Annotated in this window: 16 protein-coding genes and 1 pseudogene; 12 read left to right on the top strand and 5 right to left on the bottom strand. The window is 65.8% G+C overall.

What is annotated here, in order from left to right; all coding sequences use genetic code 11:
- The 7 genes and pseudogenes from GXB81_RS25815 to GXB81_RS25785 form a co-directional block, all read left to right on the top strand.
- Positions 1-650, top strand: a 650-nt coding sequence (locus GXB81_RS25815) for an MFS transporter (protein WP_346777818.1), incomplete at its 5' end; no start/stop codon positions are given.
- A gap of 206 nt (positions 651-856) precedes the next feature.
- Positions 857-1,537, top strand: a complete 681-nt coding sequence (locus tag GXB81_RS25810) for a response regulator transcription factor (RefSeq protein ID WP_167049739.1) — start codon at positions 857-859, stop codon at positions 1,535-1,537.
- A gap of 131 nt (positions 1,538-1,668) precedes the next feature.
- Positions 1,669-2,331: pseudogene (locus tag GXB81_RS25805) on the top strand (response regulator transcription factor); the annotation flags it as partial.
- Between the two features lie 285 nt (positions 2,332-2,616).
- Positions 2,617-3,261 carry a response regulator transcription factor gene (locus GXB81_RS25800; protein ID WP_205990692.1) on the top strand — a complete coding sequence of 215 codons (645 nt, stop codon included), beginning with the start codon at positions 2,617-2,619 and terminating at the stop codon, positions 3,259-3,261.
- 264 nt (positions 3,262-3,525) lie between these two features.
- Entirely contained in the window at positions 3,526-7,995 is a 4,470-nt protein-coding gene (locus tag GXB81_RS25795; RefSeq protein ID WP_205990691.1) for a transporter substrate-binding domain-containing protein, read from the top strand.
- Between the two features lie 433 nt (positions 7,996-8,428).
- Complete coding sequence (locus GXB81_RS25790; RefSeq protein ID WP_205990690.1) at positions 8,429-8,863, top strand: CHRD domain-containing protein; 435 nt, start codon at positions 8,429-8,431, stop codon at positions 8,861-8,863.
- Between the two features lie 213 nt (positions 8,864-9,076).
- Positions 9,077-10,060 (top strand): alpha/beta hydrolase, encoded by a 984-nt coding sequence (locus GXB81_RS25785; protein ID WP_205990689.1) that lies wholly within the window; start codon positions 9,077-9,079, stop codon positions 10,058-10,060.
- Here the strand turns inward: GXB81_RS25785 and GXB81_RS25780 are convergent.
- Positions 10,030-10,869 carry an EcsC family protein gene (locus GXB81_RS25780; protein WP_167049767.1) on the bottom strand — a complete coding sequence of 280 codons (840 nt, stop codon included), beginning with the start codon at positions 10,867-10,869 and terminating at the stop codon, positions 10,030-10,032. The two genes, GXB81_RS25785 and GXB81_RS25780, sit on opposite strands and share 31 nt — an antisense overlap.
- A 161-nt stretch (positions 10,870-11,030) precedes the next feature.
- Between GXB81_RS25780 and GXB81_RS25775 the strand changes: the two genes are divergently transcribed.
- Both GXB81_RS25775 and GXB81_RS25770 read left to right on the top strand, forming a co-directional pair.
- Positions 11,031-12,626: an MDR family MFS transporter gene (locus GXB81_RS25775; protein WP_205990688.1), complete on the top strand. Its 1,596-nt coding sequence runs from the start codon at positions 11,031-11,033 to the stop codon at positions 12,624-12,626.
- Positions 12,627-12,656: 30 nt separating this feature from the next.
- Positions 12,657-13,160: a MarR family transcriptional regulator gene (locus GXB81_RS25770; protein WP_167049751.1), complete on the top strand. Its 504-nt coding sequence runs from the start codon at positions 12,657-12,659 to the stop codon at positions 13,158-13,160.
- Positions 13,161-13,290: 130 nt separating this feature from the next.
- Here GXB81_RS25770 and GXB81_RS25765 read toward each other — a convergent pair whose 3' ends face one another.
- Positions 13,291-14,568: an amino acid deaminase gene (locus tag GXB81_RS25765; RefSeq protein WP_205990687.1), complete on the bottom strand. Its 1,278-nt coding sequence runs from the start codon at positions 14,566-14,568 to the stop codon at positions 13,291-13,293.
- 165 nt (positions 14,569-14,733) lie between these two features.
- Here GXB81_RS25765 and GXB81_RS25760 point away from each other — a divergent pair, with 165 nt between their 5' ends.
- The 3 genes from GXB81_RS25760 (at position 14,734) to GXB81_RS25750 (ending at position 17,578) form a co-directional block, all read left to right on the top strand.
- Positions 14,734-15,624: a MurR/RpiR family transcriptional regulator gene (locus tag GXB81_RS25760; protein WP_205990686.1), complete on the top strand. Its 891-nt coding sequence runs from the start codon at positions 14,734-14,736 to the stop codon at positions 15,622-15,624.
- Positions 15,625-15,638: 14 nt separating this feature from the next.
- Positions 15,639-17,120 (top strand): D-aminoacylase, encoded by a 1,482-nt coding sequence (locus GXB81_RS25755; RefSeq protein WP_205990685.1) that lies wholly within the window; start codon positions 15,639-15,641, stop codon positions 17,118-17,120.
- A 71-nt stretch (positions 17,121-17,191) separates the two neighbouring features.
- On the top strand, positions 17,192-17,578 hold the full coding sequence (locus tag GXB81_RS25750) for a RidA family protein (RefSeq protein WP_205990684.1): 387 nt from the start codon (positions 17,192-17,194) through the stop codon (positions 17,576-17,578).
- Positions 17,579-17,696: 118 nt separating this feature from the next.
- Here the strand turns inward: GXB81_RS25750 and queF are convergent, their stop codons facing one another.
- The 3 genes from queF to ilvA form a co-directional block, all read right to left on the bottom strand.
- The gene (gene queF, locus GXB81_RS25745) at positions 17,697-18,521 is read right to left on the bottom strand and encodes an NADPH-dependent 7-cyano-7-deazaguanine reductase QueF (protein ID WP_167049761.1); all 825 of its coding nucleotides are present in this window, start codon (positions 18,519-18,521) and stop codon (positions 17,697-17,699) included.
- Entirely contained in the window at positions 18,518-19,420 is a 903-nt protein-coding gene (locus tag GXB81_RS25740) for a 5'-nucleotidase (RefSeq protein ID WP_167049763.1), read from the bottom strand. The genes queF and GXB81_RS25740 overlap by 4 nt, the downstream gene beginning before the upstream one ends.
- A 23-nt stretch (positions 19,421-19,443) precedes the next feature.
- Positions 19,444-20,354, bottom strand: a 911-nt coding sequence (gene ilvA / locus GXB81_RS25735; protein ID WP_205990683.1) for a threonine ammonia-lyase, biosynthetic, incomplete at its 5' end; no start/stop codon positions are given.

The raw sequence follows: 20,354 nt of genomic DNA, 5'->3' as shown, positions 1-20,354 counted from the left end.
GGCCCAGCGTGCCGGCGGCGGTCTCGCCGCTGCGCGACGTGCGCATCTGGCGCGTCGCGCTGGGCGCGGGCGCATTGTGCGCACCGCAGATCGCCGTCATCACGTTCGGCACCGTGTTTCTGCACGACTTCGGCCGGGCCGGCGTGCTCGCGATCAGCGTAACGATGGCCGCCGTGCAAACGGGGGCCGCGATCGCGCGCGTGTGGAGCGGCACGTGGACCGACCGGCGCGGCAATCGCCGTGCGTATATGCGCGCCTGCAGTCTGCTCACCGCGGTGCTGTTCGCATCGCTCGCGCTTGCGACGGGGATCGCCGGCCTGCATCACGGCGCGCTCGCGGCACTGTTCGCGCTGATGATCGTGCTCGGTGGTGTGAGTGCGTCCGCATGGCACGGCGTCGCGTTCACCGAGCTCGCGACGCTCGCCGGCACGAGCCGCGCGGGCACCGCGCTCGCGATCGGCAACACCTGTGTGTTCCTCACGCTGTTTGTGACGCCGCTCGTGATTCCGCGTCTGTTGTCCGTGGGTTCGTGGCCGATGGTGTGGGCGGTCGCGAGCGCATGCGCATTGATCGCGCTGCCGGTGCTGCCGCGCGCGGCCTCGGCACGCGCGATGCCGACGGCGCGCGCCTGCGATGTCGCCGGATCGTGAGACGCCGGATCGCGAGTCGCCGGAACGCGAGTCTCACGATGCGCTTTTGAAGCGGATTCGGAACGGTCCGATTGTCGCGCGATGGTGGCGATGATCTGATAGCCGATTCGGCACGTTGGCGCGCAGCGGGAAGCGGCCCGACACGCGCGGCGCAACCAGGCGTTTGCCGCGCGAGCCCATCACCGCTACGACATGCGAGGTCCATCGTGACGACTCTCCGAATCATCCTGGCTGACGATCACCCGTTCATTCTGCTCGGCTTGCGCTCCACGCTCGCGATCCGAACGGGTGTCGCGGTCGTCGGCCAGGCGCACACTCCCGCCGCGTTGATCGCGCTGCTGCAAAGCACGCCGTGCGACGTGCTCGTGATCGATCTCTCGATGCCGGAACCCGCCGGCACGCTCGAAGACGGACTCGGCCTCGTGCAGTGCATTCGCCGCGACTGGCCGGCGCTGCGCGTGGTCGTCGCGACCGCGCAAACGGATCTCGACGTGCTGCGCGCACTCGTCTCGGATGACGCGGTGAGTGTGTTTTCCAAAGCGGACCCGCTCGACGAGCTTGCCCAGGCGATTGCGCGCAGCGCGGCCGGCGTGCGCTATCTGGGCCGCTCCGTCGTCGCGGCGCTTGGCCCCGTGCCGGACGACGGGAATGCACCGGCGTTCGCGCCCGAGTCGCAATTGTCGGGATGCCAAAGCGAAATCCTGCGCCGGCTCGTGTGCGGCGAGTCGATCGGCGAGATCGCGGTGGCGCTCGGCTGCCATCGCCGTACGGTCACGCGGCAAAAGCGCGCGGCGATGGAGCGGCTCGGCGTCGCCACCGACCCCGATCTGCTTGCGCATGTGCGCGCTCACGGCATGCCTTGCCTCGAATCGGATCAGCCGGCGTAGATGCGCGAAATCGTTCGCGCCATTTCAGAGCGTTCTTATATGTATCGCCGCCGAAATCCTCAATCATTTCGAAGATGCCGTTCACACGGAATCAGGCATCACGAAACGAACGTAAGAGGGAGCGTGAGACGATGAACTCCATTGCTGCGACAGGCATGCCGGTTCGAACCATTATCGCGGACGACCATCCGCTGGTTCTGCTGGCTATCGAGCACCTGATCGGCAACTATCCGGATCTGCAACTGGTCGGCCGCGCGGCGGACCTCAACGAGCTGTTCCGCCAGGTCGATCGCAGTCCATGCGACCTGGTGCTGATGGACCTCTACATGCCGGGCGCGTTCGACGGCGGCGGTTTCCATGCCGTCAGGCTGTTCAAGGAGCGCTACCCGAATGTCGCGCTCGTGATCCTCACGATGGAAACCGAGGCGTCGACGTTGCGCAGGCTGATGTCGCTCGGCGTCGACGGACTGCTCAGCAAGCGCGACCGGATCGATCTGATTCGCGTGGCGGTGGTGACGGCGCTCGCGCGCGAGTGCTACGTCGGGCCCGCAGTGCGCGCGCTGCTCGCCGACGTCGCCATGAGCCAGCAGCTCGACATCGTGCGCGCCACGCTGTCGCGCCGTGAACTCGAGGTGTTCACCCAATATGCGGCCGGCTCCGGCGTCACCGAGATCGCGGCGCGGCTCGGGCGCAGCGTGAAGACGATCAGCGCGCAGAAGCGCATGGCGATGCGCAAGCTGGCTCTCCATAGCGACGCGGAACTGTTCCGCTTTGCGTTCGAGCACGGCGTGGTGTCCGAGTGGCCGGGCCGGGGCTTCGAGTACGGGCCTGGCTATGGCGGCGAATATGGTCACGGATATGGCCACGAATATGTCCATGAGCATGGCACGGTCTACGGTCGCGCCGGCGACCCCGAACCGGACTGGCAGCAGGACGAATACCCCGGCGACCGGCAGGGCGACGGGCAGGAGCGCTGAGCGGCGGCGATGTGCCGCGCAGCCGCGCGGCACTGGCATCACTATCGGCATGACCCGGGGAGCACGTTGCGTGCGGGTGTGCCGATGACAACACAACAACGGATGGCAAACAAGATCCAACTTGTCGTGGCGGACGATCACGACTGCATTCGCGCAGGCGTCAGACATCTGCTGCACACGCGACCCAATCTCGAAATCGTCGGTGAAGCGGCCGATGCCGACGCGCTCGAAAAACTGCTCGACACTTGCGCGTGCGATGTCGTCGTCTCGGACATCGGCATGCCGGGGCTCGACGGCAGTGGCAACGCCGTGCCGCTGTTGCGCCGCGTGCTGAGGCGCAAGCGGCATCCGCGCGTCGTCGTGCTGACGATGGTGAACCGCGCGCCGATGCTGATGGGCCTGCGCAGAATCGGCGTGACCGGCATCGTCGACAAACGCGATGCCGCGGCGACCTTGATCGATGCGATCGAAGCGGTTGCCGCGGGGCGGATTCATCTGTCGCAGCAGGTGCGCGCGGTGCTCGAAGCGGCGCAGCCGGACTTGCAGCTGGATTCGGGCACGCTCAGCGCGCGCGAGTGGGAAGTGTTCCAGCTCTACGCGCATGGACTCTCGGTGCATGAAATTGCCAGGCGCTTGCGGCGCAGCGGCAAGACCATCAGCACGCAGAAACGCAGCGCGATGCGCAAGCTTGGTCTCGAAACCGAAGGCGATCTCGTCAACTACGCGAGTCAGATCGGATTGATTTGACGATGTTTGACGTATGCGCGCAGCGTCTCGTGACAGCCCAATTCAGATTGCTCCTGGTTTTAAGAATATTCTGATTGGTCGTGGGTAGGCACCATTCAATAATGTCGAACCCGTCACGGTGTTATTCACGACTCGTCAAGCGTTGTGAGTAGCGCGGCGTTTATTTCGCCATCCTGATAGAAGGCGGTGAGGGATATCAATGCAGAGGTTTTCGTGCTGTCCGGCGGCGCCCTCTGCCCTGTATCGACACGAATGGGAGAGGGAATGGTCGCGCTAGGTAAGCGTCTGTGGGCCGAAAGCGTGGGCACCGCATGGCTCGTGTTCGTCGGGTGCGGGAGCGCCGTGCTCGATCCGGGCGGGGTGCTGCAAGGCAGTGGCGCGCTGGAAATGTCGCTGGCGTTCGGGCTTGCTTTTGCGACCGCGAGCTATGTGTTTCGCGAGACTTCGGGCGCGCATTTCAACCCCGCGGTCACGATCGGCTTCACGGTCGCGCAACGCTTTCCGGTGCGCGACCTGCTGCCGTATATCGCCGCGCAACTCGTGGGGGCGACGCTTGCGGCGGCTTTTCTCGTCTACGTCGCGAGCGGCCGGCCCGGCTTCGAAATCGCCGCGTTCGCCTCGGCGGTCGTGCGGCGCGACGACGACCGCTATACCAACCCGGCCAGACTCGCCGGCGCGCGGATTGCGATAGAGCACGGTTTCGCCCGCGAGCGTCTGCTGCGCGAGGGGTTTCCGCGCGCGGCGCTCGTTCCGTTCACGACCACGCGCGAGGCACTGGCGGCGGTTCTGCGCGGCGACGCCGATCTCTACATCGGCTTCACGCCGGTCGTGCAGTTCGAACTGGCGACCGACGAGTTTCGCGGCCTGCGCGTGGCGTTCGAGCAGGGCGGCAAGGCACTCGACTTGCGCTTCGGCGTGCCGCTCGACCGCATTGCGTTGCGCGATCGTCTGAACCACGCAATCGCGTCGATGAATCCCGCCGAGGCCGCCGAGATTCGCGCGCGCTGGCTTTCCGGCAACTTCGGCGCCGCGCCCGAGCCGGCCGAGCCCGGCTTCACGCTGACGCCGCAGGAGAAGAACTGGCTGCGCTCGCTGCCGCCGTTGCCGGTCGGTTTCGACGGCGACTGGCCGCCGTTCAGCTATATCGACGACGCGGGCCGCCCCGTCGGCCTCACGGCCGACTACCTCGCCTATCTGAGCAGCACGCTGGGTGTCGTATTCAACCGCGCGCGCATGACCGACTGGCCGTCCACCGTCGAAGCGTTCCAGCGCGGCGACCTCGCGATTCTCTCGACGGCGTCGCGCCACGGCCCGCTTCTCGACGGCGCCGAGCATAGCCGCGTCTACGAGCGCGATCCGCTCGTGATCGTCGGACGCAGCGGTGCGCCACCCGCGTGTTCGTTCGGCGATTTCGCTTCATGCCGCATCGTCATTCCCCCGCATGTGGCCGGCTCGCTGCCGCTCGCGTTCGCAGCCGTGCCGGCCGGACACATCGCCGTCGCGGCGAGTCTCGGCGATGCGTTGCGCAAGGTCGCGAGCGGCGAGGCCGACATCCTCGTCGGCAATGCGGCCGCCATCAATGCGCAACTCCAGCAGCGCTATGCGGGCGTGCTCGCGGTGCTCGGCACGCTCGGCGAAGCCGATTCGCTGTATTTCGCGGTGCGTCAGGACTTGAGCCCGCTCGTCAAACTGATCGACCGCGCATTGCAGGCGATGCCCGCTGCCGAAAAGCAGCGTATCTGGCAGAAGTGGGTGAGCCCCGTTGCCGCCAACGAAAGAGTCTGGAGCGTGACCGCAATGCGCTTGCTGCCGGTGCTGATCGGTATCGGCGTCGTGCTGCTGGTCACGTTGCGCGCCTATCTGCTGCTGCAACGCGAAGTCAGGTTGCGCAAGCAGACCGAGCGCGAACTCGCGCTGCAACTGAACTTTCAGGAGACGATGATGAAGACGGTGCCCTATCCGCTCATCGCGAAAGACCTGGACGGGCGCTATGTCGCGATCAACGAGGCCTATGAAAAAGCGTGCGGGAAGCGCCGCGACGCGGTACTCGGGCGCACCACGGCGGAAGTGGGAACCTGGGGCGGCGAGAACAGCCGCAAGCTCGACGAGATGACGCGCGAGATTCTCCGCGGCGGCAGTCTCGCGAAGGTCGAACTGCAGTTCGAAGACGAGGCAGGCGAGACGCGGCACGGCTTCTTCTGGACGAGCGTTTGCCGCGGCAGCGACGGCCAGCCGGTCTGCGTGCTCGGCACGATGGTCGACGTCACCGACATCCGCCGCGCCGAAATGCTTGCGCGCGAAACCGAACGGCGCCTGTTCGACGTGACGCGCTCGTTGCCGGCCGTCGTGTTCCAACTGCGGCGCAGTCCGGCCGGTGCGTATTCGTTTCCGTATATCGGCGGCGACACGCGGCATCTGCTCGGCGACGGCGAGGTGTCGCCGGGGCCGCATGGCTGGGGTGATTTTCAGCGTGTGTCGGCGCAAGACCGGCCGCTCGTGCTGGCCGAACTCGAGCGCTCGGCGCGGTGCGAAACGCCGGTGCACACCGAGTTTCGCCTCGATAGCGGTGGCCAGCCCAAGTGGGTGCGCGCCGAACTGGTGCCGCGCCGCGAGGCGGACGGCGGTGTCGTCTGGAGTGGCTACTGGGTCGATGCGAGCCTCGAGCATGCGCGCTCGGAGGAACTCGCGCGGGCGCGCGATCTGGCCGAGGCGGCCGCGCGCGCGAAAGACAGCTTCTTCGCGATGATGAGCCACGAAATCCGTACGCCGATGAACGGTGTGCTCGGTCTCGTCGAGGTGCTGGAGCGCACGCCGCTCAGCACGGACCAGAGCGAAATGCTCGGCATGATCCACGAGTCGGCGGGCGCGCTGCTGCAGATTCTCGACGATCTGCTCGACTATTCGAAAATCGAAGCGGGGCGGCTGACGCTCGAAGCGGAGCCGATCGATCTGCGCGAACTCGTCGATAACGCGGTCGGCCTGCTTGCGGGACGAGCCCATGAAAAAGGGCTCAAGGTGCGCGTGGAAATCGCCGCCGAGGTTGCCGCGACGTTGCGCGGCGACAGCGTGCGCCTGCGGCAGATTCTCTTCAATCTGCTCGGCAATGCGATCAAGTTCACGACGAAGGGCGAGGTCGGCGTGAGCGTGTCGGTCGCCGCGCAGGGCGGCGGGTCACGTCCATTGTCGCGCCCATTCGCGGAGACACCTGCGCAAACGCTCGAAATAAGCGTGCACGACACCGGCATCGGCATCGCGCCGGACGTGCAGGCCAGTCTGTTCGAGCCGTTCGTGCAGGCCGAATCGTCCACCACGAGGCGCTTCGGCGGCACGGGTCTGGGGCTGACGATCTGCCGCAAGCTGATCGAACTGATGAACGGTACGCTTGCGCTGCGCAGCGAACCCGGTCGCGGCACGAACATGATCGTGCGGCTCACGCTACCCGTCGTCGCGCAACGCTATTCGGTCAACGGTTTGCGTGGCAAGCGCGGCGTCGTGATTGCCGGCGACCCGCGTGTCGGCCTTGCCTTGATGCATTTCGGCAAGGCGCTCGGGCTCGAGTTGCATGCCATCGTGCCCGAAGCGGTACGGTTGCGCGCGCCTGCCGCGCTGGCCGGCGTGGACCTGCTGTTCGTCGGCGAGGACGTGGTGCTGCCGGCGGCTATCGGCGCGAATACGAGCATCGTCACGCTGACCGAAAAGTCGAAGCCGACGGGCTACCGCATTCTCGACGACAAGGTGCGCGTGAGCATCAATCCGATTTCGTGGCGCGGTCTCGGCGCTGCGTGCGCCGCTGCGCTGACCGGACTCGCCGCGCTCGTGCCGCGCACGGCCGGTGTGGCGCATGCGCCCGAAGGCGTCGCGACGCCACCCGATCGCGCGCGGGCCATCGCGAACGGAAGGCTGATCCTTGTCGCGGAAGATCACCCCGTCAATCAGGAATTGATTCGCCATCAACTGGCTTTGCTCGGGTTCGCCTGCGACGTCGTGAACGACGGCGCGGAAGCGCTCGTCGCGCTCGAACACACGCGCTATGGCTGCCTGCTCACGGATTGCCATATGCCGAATCTCTCCGGCTACGAGCTGACGCGGCGCATCCGCGAAGCGGAGGTGGCGCGCGGCGGCGCGCATCGTCTGCCGATTCTGGGCATCACGGCGAACACCGCACCCGACGACCTCGACCTGTGCCGCGAGGCCGGCATGGACGACAGCCTCATCAAGCCGACCCGGCTCGCCACCTTGCGCGACTATCTGAGCCGCTGGTTCGGCACCGACAGTGCGTGGCAGGGGCAGGCCGCGCCGGCCGACGCGGTTGTGGTCACAGGGGCGACGGCGGGAGCGGTAGAGGCCCTCGAAGTCCCGGCGGTCCAACCGGGCCTTCGACGACAGGAGCCGTTCGTACCGATCGACCTCGCACACATGATCCAGTTGTGGGGAAGTGAATCGACGGTGAAGGCGTTGCTCGACTCGTTTGTTTCGTCCACGCGCGACGATCTGCAATCGCTCGCGTTGCTGCTCGAACGTGCTGAGGTCGCGCGCGTGCGGCAATGGCTGCATCGGGTGGAGGGCGCGGCGAGCGTGTTGCAGTATCCGCCGCTGATGCAGCTGCTCGAAGCATATCGTCACGGCATTGACATAAAGACGTCCGAGCGTTTGCGCGACGAGGGTTTTGCGTTGATCCGCGAGTGCGAGGCGCTCATGGACGGGATCGAACAGCAGGCGGCGTTGCTCGCGTAGCGTTTTGTCTCGTAAAAACGCGCGAATCAAACGCTATGGACGAAAAAAAACGCGGCCGAAGCCGCGTTAAAGATTTGGAGACGTCCTTCGATGAAGGAGTCACTTCTCGCAGGCAGAAGCATAACCGCTGTAGTCTCATTTATTCATTACAAATTGCACAATTAATTGTTTGAATAAATCGCTTAAAACAGCGGTGTCGCGCATTTGAGTCCCTTTTTCAGGGCTTTTTTGTCGAACGTGTGTACGTATTGCGTACTTTTCATCGCAACGAATAACGATGAACCGCGACGAACCGGCGTCCGGCGTAGCTCGATCCGCGCTTGCCGGAACACCCGAGCACGTCCACCGAGGCCCGCCGATTTGCACTAGTATGTGGGAGCTCCGCGCGGCCCGAAACGACACCGCGGCGGCGCGTCAAAGTCCGGAGAAAACCATGATTACGCTGCGAAAATTGAATCTGACCGTGGTGATGTGGGCGTTGGCGTCGGGTGTGGCGCTTGCGGATACGGTGGCATTGAAAGCGGACCTCGAACCGTCGAGCGAGGTGCCGCCGCGTGTGAGTCAGGGGCACGGCATGCTGAACGCGACCTTCGACACGTCGACCCAATCGCTGCAATGGACCGTCACCTATGAAGGCTTGAGCGGCCCGGCGACCGCCGCGCATTTTCATGGTCCCGCGCCGGTCGGCCAGAACGCGAAGGTCCAGGTGCCGATCGACAAGAACGCGCTGGCGAGCCCGATCAAAGGATCGGCGAAGCTGACCGAGCAGCAGGTCACGGACCTGATGGCGGGGCAGTGGTACTTCAACGTGCACACCGCGCAGAACCCGATGGGCGAGATTCGCGGGCAGGTCCTGCCGGCCAACTAGGTCCAGCATCGGCGCGGGCTCGCTGCGGAGGCTGCGGTCCCGGTTGCGGCTTGAGCATGAGTTCAAGCCCAAGCCCAAGCGCCCGGACGTGGACGCTCAACGACCCAGCCCCACCAAACCTCAGCAGGCAACCCGCGATTAGAACCCGCCATCCACCGGCATCGCGGCCAACGCACGTACCATGACGGGACATCATTGAAGGAGCATGTCCCGATGAGTTGGCAAAATGCGCTCGCATGCTGGTATTTGCGCAGGCACTTCCGGCCGGAAACGCTCAAGCCGCATATCGACGTCGAACGGGCGCGCGCGCTGACCTCGAAGCGCGTCTGGACGCCTCGCGTGCCGCGCGGCTGGCATCTGCGAGAAACGTACGGCGAGCACGATGCACCATTGCGCGGCGAATGGCTCGAGCGCGCGAACGGCACGCCGGCCGGCGCCGCGGAACCGGTCGTGCTCTACTGCCACGGCGGCGGCTACTACTTCTGCTCGCCGGACACGCATCGCTCGCTGACGTTCGCACTCGCGCCGCGCGTCAACGCGCGGCTCTTTTCCCTCGATTACCGTCTCGCGCCCGAGCATCGCTTCCCGGCCGCGCTCGACGACGCGATCGCCGCCTATCGCCAGTTGCTCGTCATGGGTATCGCGCCCAGCTCGATCGTGATTGCCGGCGATTCAGCCGGTGGTGGCCTTGCGCTCGCCACGCTGGTCGCATTGCGCGACGCCGGCGACCCGCTGCCGGCGGGCGGACTGCTGTTCTCGCCGTGGACCGATCTCGCGACGACCGGCGCGAGTCTTCTCGACAACGACAGCGCCGACCCGATGTTCTGCGGCGCGTCGATCGCGCGCGCGGCGAGCGTCTATCTCGGCGATGCGCCGGCCACGCATCCGTATGCGTCGCCGCTCTATGCGGACCTGCGCGGTCTGCCGCCGCTCTACATGATGGTGGGCAGCACCGAAGTGCTGCTCGACGACGCGCGGCGCGTCGCCGACAAGGCGCGCGCGGCCGGCGTCGATTGCGAATGCGAGGTGTGGAAGAACGTGCCGCACGTCTGGCCGATGTTCGCGCCGTTCATGCCCGAGGCGAACCGTGCGCTCGACCGCGCGGCCGCGTTCGTGCGGCGCGCGACGAGCCGCGCCGCGAGCGCCGCCCGCGCCGCCGATGCCGCTCAGTTATCGGGCGTGACGTCGAGCGTCTGATACGCGGCCTCGATCGCTGCCTGGCCATACTCGCGTTCGAGCCGCCGCACCGTGAAGTGCCCGTGCGCGACCTGCTGGAAGTGGTCGATAAACACCGTATTGACCATCGCGCCGAGCACCGCGCCGATCGCCGGAATCGACTTCGCGGCGATCTGTTCGCTGACCTGCACCGAGAAGCGCGCGGCGATCGCGTTGAGCAGCCGCAGCAGCGCCGCCGAGCCGTGCGTCGTGAAGCCCTTGCTCGCGATTTCCGACGACGCCTTCGACACCGCCTGCGCGAGCGCGCCGCGCATGAAGAAATAGCCGAGGTCGGCGTCGTCGTCCTCGCTCGACGTGCCGCCCATGCCGAGCACCGTCAGGCATTGCAGCTGCGTTTCGATCGAGCTCAGGTCTTCGCCTTCGCTGCGCGCGATATCGCAGATCGAGCGGAACATCAGCGTGGTCGTGACCGGCAGCTCGACCGGCAGCGCGACGAGGCCGAACGCGCCGCCGGCCGCGCCGGTGGTCGCCACCGCGAACTTGTGCAGCAGATTGTTCGGCTTGTCGGGCGCGAGCAGCTTGGCCGCGTCGCGCCGGCCGAGCGTGCGCAGCGCGATCGACAGACATTTGCGCAGCGCGGCCTGGGTCGCATCGGCGACCTTTTCGTTGGCGAACGCCGGAATGCGCGAGAGCAGCTTCTCGATCGGCGCGCCGACGATGCTCGCGAGCTTCATCGCGAGTGCGGGGCTTTCGAGCTGATGTTTCGCGCGCCGCAGCGCGCTCAGGTCCTGCTCCGATAAAGACGGTGTTGCGAGCGAACTCGGCTGCATGAGCCTCCCTGGCGTGGTCGTGGTCGTGTTCATGTTCATGTTCATGGATCCGATGGGTCGGCTTGCCGGTGTGAGGTGTTGCGCCGGCACGTCACGCTTAGAGCCCTTGGCCGTGGTATGATTCCCCATTCTTTGACAAGTCAACTTTTGCTCTATCAAAAATGGCTGTCCATACCGCCGCCCACCATTCGAGTGGGCAAGTTTTACCGTTCCGTGAATCCCTGCTGGCGATGCTCGGCATTTCCTTCGTCACGATGCTGGTCGCGCTCGACCAGACCGTGGTCGGCACCGCGCTGCCCACCATCGTGTCCGAGCTCCGGGGCTTCGAGCTATACGCGTGGGTCGCTACCTCGTATCTGCTGACCTCGGTCATCACCGTGCCGATTTTCGGGCGCCTCGGCGATTACTACGGGCGCAAGCCGTTCGTGATCGCGTCGATCGTCGTGTTCACCGGCGCGTCGGTGCTGTGCGGCGCCGCCAACAGCATGCTGTTTCTCGTGCTCGCGCGCGGCCTGCAAGGCATCGGCGGCGGCATGCTGGTCGGCACCGCGTTCGCGTGCATTCCCGATCTGTTTCCCGACTCGGTCGTGCGGCTGCGCTGGCAGGTGCTGATGAGTTCGGCGTTCGGCATCGCCAACGCGGTCGGGCCGTCGCTCGGCGGCTTTCTTACGCAGTACTACGGCTGGCGCTCGGTCTTCTATGTGAATCTGCCGGTCGGGCTGCTGTCGTTGTTTTTCGTGTGGCGGTTCCTGCCGCATCTGCGGCAGGTCGAGCACGAGGGCAAGATGCGGCTCGACTGGCCCGGCGCGGTGCTGATCGCGGTCTCGCTCGGCTCGTTGCAACTGTTCGTCGAATTGCTGCCGAAGCATGGCGTCACGCTGAGCGCGTTCGTGCTACTCGCGCTGAGCATCGCCTCGGCGGTGGGATTGTGGCAGTGGGAAAAGCGCTGCCCGACCGCGATCCTGCCGGTCGACATGTTCCGTAACCGCAGCCTGTCCGCGCTCTTTACGCTGGCGGTGCTCGGCGGCTTCTCGATGTTCTCGCTGCTGTTCTACGCGCCGCTGCTGTTCCAGGGCGGTTTCGGGATGTCGCCGAAAGACGCGGGGCTGGTTATCACGCCGCTCGTCGTGTTCATCACGATCGGCAGTATTGCGAACGGGCGGGTCGTGTCGCGCGTGAAGAATCCGAACCTGATGCTGTACGTCGGCTTCGCGCTGGTTGCGGTGGCCTGCCTCGGCGTCGTCGTCGCGACCCGTTCGATGCCGCAGTGGGCGCTGATGTCGTTCATGGTCGCGGGCGGCCTCGGGCTCGGCTTCGTGATGCCGAACCTGACGATCTTCGCGCAGCAGACAGCCGGCCGCGAACACCTTGGCATCGCAACGGCGCTGCTGCAGTCGCTGCGGATGATCGGCGGGATGATCGGCACGGCGCTGACCGGCACGCTCGTCACCCACATGTACAAGAGTGGCGTGCGCAGCGCGCTCGACAGCGCGGGCGCGTCGCACTGGTTCGGCGATCTCGGCGATCCGCAGATTCTCATCAACCGCGAGGCGCAGACCACGCTCGTCGCCCAGTTGACGCACGCGGGCCACAACGGCGCGGTGCTGCTCGAAGGCGCGCGCGAGGCGCTGGTCTCGGCGATCCATCTGGGTCTCGCGATGGCCGCGGTGATTGCCGTGGTGTCGGTGTGGCAAAGCCGCCGCGTGCCGCCGATCAAGCTGCAGCGCAAGCTCGAGCCCGTGATGCACGTGGACTGATTTTTGGACTTGGCGTTTGACGGACAGACTATGGAAGAACAGGACCGCGTCGCCGTGATGCAGCAATTCGGCCGCACGTATCGGACGTTCATGTCCGCTTTCGAGGCGCAGGTGGGGCATCCGTTGCCGCGCTGGCGTATTCTGCTCGCGCTGCACGAGCAGGCCGGCGAGTCGTCGCAGAAGCGGCTCGTCGAGCGGCTGCGCGTCGATCCGGGCGCGCTCACGCGGCAGTTGAAGGTGCTCGAAGGGATGGGCTGGATCGCGCGTAGCATGGATACGCGCGACAACCGCGTGACCAACGTGCGCCTGACCGACGCGGGGCAGGCCGCGACCGAGGCGAGCCTGCCGCGCCGCAATGCGTTTCTGCACGACACGATGGCGGGGTTGCCGGACGATGCGCTCGGGGCGCTGTCGAGCGCGTTGAAGATACTGGAGACGCGCATCGGCGAAGTAGCAGCCGCACCGGGCATGGCGGACGCTACTGTCGCGGCGGTGCCGGAAACGGCCGGCGACGAGGCGGCGCAGCGTATCTGAAGCGCGCCGCGCGTTCACAGGTTCACCACGCGTTCGCCGTGCAATAAAAAAGGCTGTGGACCTCAGGGTCCACAGCCTTCGTTTTTTGGGCCGTCGCCGCAAGCAACGGCGCCGCGCGCTCGAATTCGAATCAGAAGAACGTTTCGATCACTTCCTTCACGCGATACTGCGGATCGACGACGAGTACCTGACGCCACTTGTCGAACGTCAGGCATGGGTGCGAAATGTCGAACGCGATCATGTCGCCGACTTTCAGATCGGCGCCGGCGGGAATCCGCAGATACGCGTGCTGGTCCATCATGCCGAAGATTTCCCAGCCTTCGCTCGCGGCGATGTCGCGCGGCGCCTCGCTGCCCGGACGATAGTGGCGCGACGGTTCCGGCATGCCCGCGTCGAACGCCGAGTCGCGCTTGCCGAGACCGATGATCGCGCGATCGGGCTCGGGAATCGACTGCACGTAAGCCCACAGTTGCAGCGCCGGCAGCAGCCCTTCGCCCATTTTCTTCGCGACCGGATTGCGCGCGAAGATGTCGGTCTGCGCCTTGCGGTAGACGCCGACGTCATGCGTCAGATAGCAGCCGGGACGCAGCACGACCTCGACCTTGCCCGATTCGGTGGCTTGCGCGAACTCTTCGGCGACCACGTCGTACCACGCCGACCCCGCGCCCGACAGCACCGCCGGCGCGCGCGCGAAACGGCCCTGTGCGACGAGCTCGCGCGTGACGGCAACTGCGCTTTGCAGGAACGCGCGCACTTCATGCTCTTCCTTCAGCACGCCTTCGTACAGTTCGACGCCCGCGAGCTTCAGCACGTCCGGATAGCGCGCGATCGCATCGAGCACCGCGTTGCGCTGCGCTTCATCGCGCACGCCGGTGCGCCCGCCCGGCACGCCGAGTTCGAGCAGCACCTGCAGCGGCTTCTTCACCGACGTGAAGAATTGGCCGAGCTGCTCGACGCCTTCGGCCGAATCGACGAGACAGAAGAATTCGAAATCCGGATTGCTGAGCAATTCGGCGATCATCATCATGTTGTGACGGCCGACCAGCTGATTCGCCATCAGCACGCGCGACACGCCGCCGTGGTAGGCGGCGCGCACCTGGTGGGCGGTGGCGAGCGTGATGCCCCATGCGCCGGTTTCGAGCTGGCGGCGAAACAGTTGCGGCGCCATCGTGGTCTTGCCGTGCGGCGCGAGCTTGACGCCGTATTCGGCGACGAACGCCTGCATCCACTTCAGGTTGTGTTCGACGCGATCGGCATACAGCACGGCGGCCGGCAGGCTCACGTCCTCGTCGAGCAGATTCCATTCGAGGCGCGCGGCGTCGGTGAGCTGGATGCTGGTGCCCGGAACGATGCCCAAGCCCTTGCTATAAGGATCTATCGTCGCGCCTTGATAGTTTGTAACTTTCATGTCTCCGTGCTCCATCGGCCAGTTAAATTGAAACGGATTTGACTTTAGTATGTTACCGAAAGTACGATGTCCGGAGAAATGTTATTTAGTACCACGCGAGTGCCACGCTCACGCCGGCCGCCGGAAAGGCCCGCGCAGGACGTGCCGCGAACCCCACTGCCCACCATGAACAGTAGCGCCGAACCGCTCGCTTTCGACATCGTCGCGCGCATCGCCGAATGCGCGCCAGCGTTGCGCTCGGCCGAACGCAAGGTCGCCGCGCTGATTCTCGACGATCTGACCGGCGCGTCGCGCGCGAGCATCGGCGCGCTCGCGCAGCAGGCCGAGGTCAGCGTCGCGACCGTCACGCGCTTCGCCAAGGCGGTCGGCTGCCGCGACGTGCGCGAACTGAAGCTGCGGCTCGCGCAGGCGGCCGCGGTCGGTCAGCGCTTCCTGCAAGCGGGGGCCACCGGCGATGCCCCCGAGCCGATCGCCACGCGCGTCTTCGACGAACTGCAAACGGCGCTCGCGCACAATCATCAGTTGCTGCGCCAGGCGCCGCTCGCCGAAGCGGCGGCCGCGCTGCGCGACGCGCGCATGATCTACGTGTTCGGCATGGGCGGCGGCTCGACCGCGCTCGCCGACGAAATGCGTTTCCGCCTCGTGCGCCTCGGCCGGCCGGTCGCGACCTATCAGGACGGGCTGTTGCAGCGCATGGTCGCGAGCACGGTGTCGCGCGAGTGCGTGGTGATCGCGCTGTCCACCACGGGGCGCGTGCCGGAGGTGGTCGAGAACTGCCGGATTGCGCGCAGCTACGGCGCGACCGTGATCGCGCTGACCGCGCCCGCGTCGCCGCTCGCGAAGCTCGCCGACTGGCTGATTCCGATCGTCGCGTTCGAAACCGACTTTATTTACAAGCCGTCGTCATCCCGTTACGCGATGATGATGGCGCTCGATGTGCTCGTCACCGAACTTGCCGTCAGTCAGGGCGACGAGAGCCGGGAACTGCTGCGCCGCATGAAGCACGCGCTCGACGCGCACCGCGGCGGCGGCGATCGACAACCCTTAGGGGACTGATAGGAGACTGATCCATGCATTCGCACCCCGAAGCCGCCGACACGCTGATCGTCGGCGCGCAACTGTACGACGGCACGGGCGCGCCGCCCGTCGAGCGCGACGTGGCGATCCGCGACGGGCGCATCGCCGCGATCGGCAATCTGTCGAACTGGCTCGCCGAAGAGGTGATCGAGGCCGACGGCCGGGCGCTCGCGCCGGGCTTCATCGACGTGCATACGCATGACGACACGCACGTGATTCGCTCGCCGCAGATGCTGCCGAAGATCACCCAGGGCGTGACGACGGTGATCGTCGGCAATTGCGGGATCAGCGCGTCGCCGGTGTCGCTGAAGGGCGATCCGCCCGACCCGATGAACCTGCTCGGCGAGCGCGACGCGTTCCAGTACCCGACCTTCGCCGACTACGTAAGCGCGGTGAACGCCGCGCGGCCGGCCGTGAACGTCGGCGCGCTGATCGGCCACACGGCGCTGCGCAACAACCAGATGGACCGGCTCGATCGCGCGGCGACGCGAGAGGAAATCGAAGGCATGCGCGCGCAGCTCGAGGAAGCGCTCGCGCATGGCGCGCTCGGCTTGAGTTCGGGGCTTGCGTACGGTTCGGCGTTCGCCGCGCCGACCGAGGAAGTGATGGCGCTCGCCGAACCGCTCGCCGCGGCGGGCGCGCTCTACACGACGCATATGCGCACCGAGTTCGACGCGATTCTCGACGCGATGGACGAGGCTTACCGCGTCGGCCGCCATGCGCGCGTGCCGGTCATCATTTCGCATCTGAAGTGCGCGGGGCCGTCGAACTGGGGGCGCAGCGTCGAGGTGTTGAAGTCGCTCGAAGGCGCGCGCGGCCGGCAACTGGTCGGCTGCGACTGCTATCCGTACAACCGCAGTTCGTCGACGCTCGATCTGAAGCAGGTCACGGGCGATATCGACATCACGATCACGTGGTCCGAGCCGCATCCGGAGATGGCCGGCAAGCTCATCAAAGAGATTGCGGCAGAGTGGGGCGTCTCGCAGCAGGAAGCGGGCAAGCGCCTGCAACCGGCGGGCGCGGTCTATCACAACATGTCCGAAGACGACGTGCGGCGCATCCTCTCGCATCCGGCGACGATGGTCGGCTCGGACGGCCTGCCGAACGATCCGCTGCCGCATCCGCGGCTGTGGGGCGCGTTTCCGCGCGTGCTCGGCCACTATGCGCGCGATGCCGCGCTGCTGCCGCTCGAAGAAGCGGTACGCAAGATGACGAGCCTGTCCGCGCGCCGCTTCGGTCTCGCGGAACGCGGCGAAGTACATGTCGGCTATCACGCCGACCTCGTGCTGTTCGACCCGGCGAAAGTGCAGGACACGGCGACGTTCGAGCAGCCGCAGCAGGCGGCCGCCGGTATCGACGCGGTGTGGGTCAACGGCGTGCTGTCGTATCGCGACGGCGCGGCGACGGGCGAGCGGGCCGGCCGGTTCGTCACGCGCGGCGCGCCGTCGCAGGGCGATGCGCAGGGCGCGTTCTAAATTTTTCGATTGATGGCGGCATGCGCAGCGAGGGCGCCGCGCATGCCCGACTTTTTTTAAGGAGTGTGACGATGAAGCGATATGGCGTGGAAGGCGGAAAAGGAACGGGCGGTCAGCATATGCCGTTCGCCCGTGCGGTCGAAGCGGACGGGTGGCTGTTCGTATCGGGGCAGACGCCGATGGAAAACGGCGAGGTGATCAACGGCGGCATCGTCGAGCAATCGCACAAGGCGATCCAGAACGTGTTCGCCATCCTCAAGGAAGCGGGTTACGGTGCCGAGCACGTCGTGCGTTGCGGCGTGTGGCTCGACGATCCGCGTGACTTCGCTTCGTTCAACAAGGTGTTTCGCGAGTATTTCGGCGAGAATCCGCCGGCGCGCGCGTGCGTGGTGTCGTCGATGGTGATCGACTGCAAGGTCGAGGTGGATTGCGTGGCTTATAAGAAGCCGGCGGCCTGATCTGGCACCCGACTGAAGGCCTCAAATATGACGAGGGCGCGGCAGGCTGTGATGGCGCTGCTGCGCCCTCGTCGCGTTGACCTGCCGCCGCGTTTTGCCGTGCGCGCGCGCGTTGGCGTTATTGCCGCGCGAGCCGCATGTTGTCCGGCATCGGCAGGTTGTAGTTGGTGCGGAACGGATTGATGTCGAGCCCGCCGCGCCGCGTATAGCGCGCATACACCGCGAGCTTCAGCGGTTTGCACATCTTCATGATGTCGACGAAGATCCGCTCGACGCACTGCTCGTGAAAGCCCGTGTGATTGCGGTACGAAATGATGTAGCGCAACAGGCTCGCATGATCGATCTGCGGGCCGGCGTAGTGAATCTGCACGCTGCCCCAGTCGGGCTGGCCGGTCACCGGGCAGTTCGACTTCAGCAGGTTCGAGAACAGCGTTTCCTCGACCGGCGCCTCGTCGTGCGCCGCGCTCAACAGCGACGCGTCCGGCTGATAGACGCTCGCTTCGAGATCGAGCCGATCGAGCGACAGGCCGTCGAATTCTTCCATTTTCAGCTTGCCGAATTCGTGCGGCGTGTGCAGATGCACCGACACCGTCGCGCCGCACGACGCGGACACGTCGCGCCTGATCGTGTCGCGCACGCTTTCGGCCGAGTCGAACGCGGTCTGCGCGAACGAGCCGAGATAGAGCTTGAACGATTTCGACTCGACGATGTTCGGCGAGTCGGCCGGCACGAAGAACGTCGCGACCGCGATCTGCGGCTTGCCGCGTGTGTTGAGCCACGACAGCTCGTAGGCGTTCCAGATGTCGGTGCCGAAAAACGGCAGTCGCGCGGTAATGCCGATCGCCTCGCGCGCATGGCTGCGCGCAATCGGAAACAGCAGCGTCGGATCGTATTGTTCGGTGTAAGTCGAGGACTTGCCGAGCGGAGATTGTTCGGGTGTCATGATGCGTTCACGATGCCACTCATCACATGCCCGGTCGCCGTTACGACGCGGGCCGATTCGCAGTGGCCGATCTGGTCGTCGAAGAAAAAGTCGGGCTCGAATTCGCGCAGGAAGGCGCTTTTATCGAGGCCGCCGAGGAACATCGCTTCGTCGATTTCGATGTTCCATGCCATCAGGGTGCGGATCGCGCGCTCGTGCGCGGGCGCCGAGCGCGCCGTGACCAGCGCCGTGCGAATACGCATCGGCGCGGCCGCGTCCGCGAGTTTCTGCAGCCGGTGTAGCGCTTCGAGCAGCGGCTTGAGCGGACCGTCCGCGAGCGGCAGGTGCTTGTTGTCGATCTCGTGACCGACGAATGCGCGCAGGCCGTCCTGCTGGAAGATGCGCTCGGCCTCGTCGGAAAACAGCACCGCGTCGCCGTCGAACGCAATGCGGATTTCATCCGGGTACTTGCTCGCCATTTTCGCCGATTCCGGCAACACGCGCGCGGCCGGAAAACCCGCGGCGAGCGCATCGCGCACGTCCTGCTGATTCGCCGACAGGAACAGCGACGCGTTCAGCGGCTTCAGATAACCGAACGGCGCGCGCCCGCGCGTGAACACGCCGCGCTCGATCGCGAGCCCATGTTCGCGGCAGGAGTGAAACGCGCGCAGTCCGCTGATCGGATCGCTGCGCGACAGGATCACGACTTCGACGCGATGGCCGCCCGCGTTCAACGCGAGCAGCTTGCGGATCAGCGGAAACGCCACGCCCGGTTTGGCGGGCACGTTCAGACGCTCGCGCTGCAATGCTTCGTAGGCCTTCAGGTCGCCGGCCTCGTAGATGTGGTTCTCTTCCTCGAAGTCGAACAGCGCGCGCGACGAGATGGCGACCACGAGTTTGTCGGCGAGTGACAGCGCCATCGGTGCGTTCCGGTTCAGAGAGGTCAGGCGAGGAAGAGGCGATAGACCGGGTTTTTCGTTTCTTCCCAGCACGGATAGCCGAGCGTTTCGATGAAGCGCTCGAACGCGGCGTGGTCGCTCTCGGGCACCTGGATACCGACCAGGATCGAACTGTAGTCCGCGCCCTGGTTGCGATAGTGGAACAGGCTGATGTTCCAGTTCGGCGCCATCGACGAGAGGAATTTCATCAGCGCGCCCGGGCGCTCCGGGAATTCGAAGCGGAACAGGCGTTCATCGAGAGCGAGCGGCGAGCGTCCACCGACCATGTAGCGGATGTGCTGCTTCGAGAGTTCATCGAGTGTGAGATCGACGGTGGCAAAACCGTGGGCTTCGAATGCGCCCGCGATCTGCGCCGACTCGCTGCGGTTGCGGATCTGCACGCCGACGAAGATGTGCGCCGAATTGGCATCCGCGATCCGGTAGTTGAATTCGGTGACGCTGCGCGTACCGACCAGTTCGCAGAAGCGTTTGAAACTGCCGCGCTCTTCGGGGATCGTTACGGCGAACACTGCTTCGCGCGCTTCACCGACTTCCGCGCGCTCGGCGACGAAGCGCATACGGTCGAAGTTCATGTTCGCGCCCGAGGTGATCGCGATCAGCGTCTGGTTCTCGATGCCCTCCCGTTCGGCATACTGCTTGGCACCGGCCACCGCCAAGGAACCGGCCGGTTCGAGCACGCTGCGCGTGTCCTGGAACACGTCCTTGATCGCGGCGCACAGTGCATCGGTATTCACGAGCAGCACTTCGTCGAGATACTCGCTGCACAGGCGGAAGGTTTCCTCGCCGACGAGCTTGACCGCCGTGCCATCGGAGAACAGGCCCACTTCGTTCAGCGTCACGCGCTCGCCCGCTTTCAACGACGCCGCCATCGCACACGAATCATCGGTCTGCACGC

It is taken from the genome of Paraburkholderia sp. Ac-20336 (genome assembly GCF_017105025.1).
In the GTDB taxonomy this organism is placed as follows: Bacteria; Pseudomonadota; Gammaproteobacteria; order Burkholderiales; family Burkholderiaceae; genus Paraburkholderia.
The sequence above is the reverse complement of the archived record's forward strand: the minus strand, read 5'-3'. Positions and strand labels throughout refer to the sequence as shown.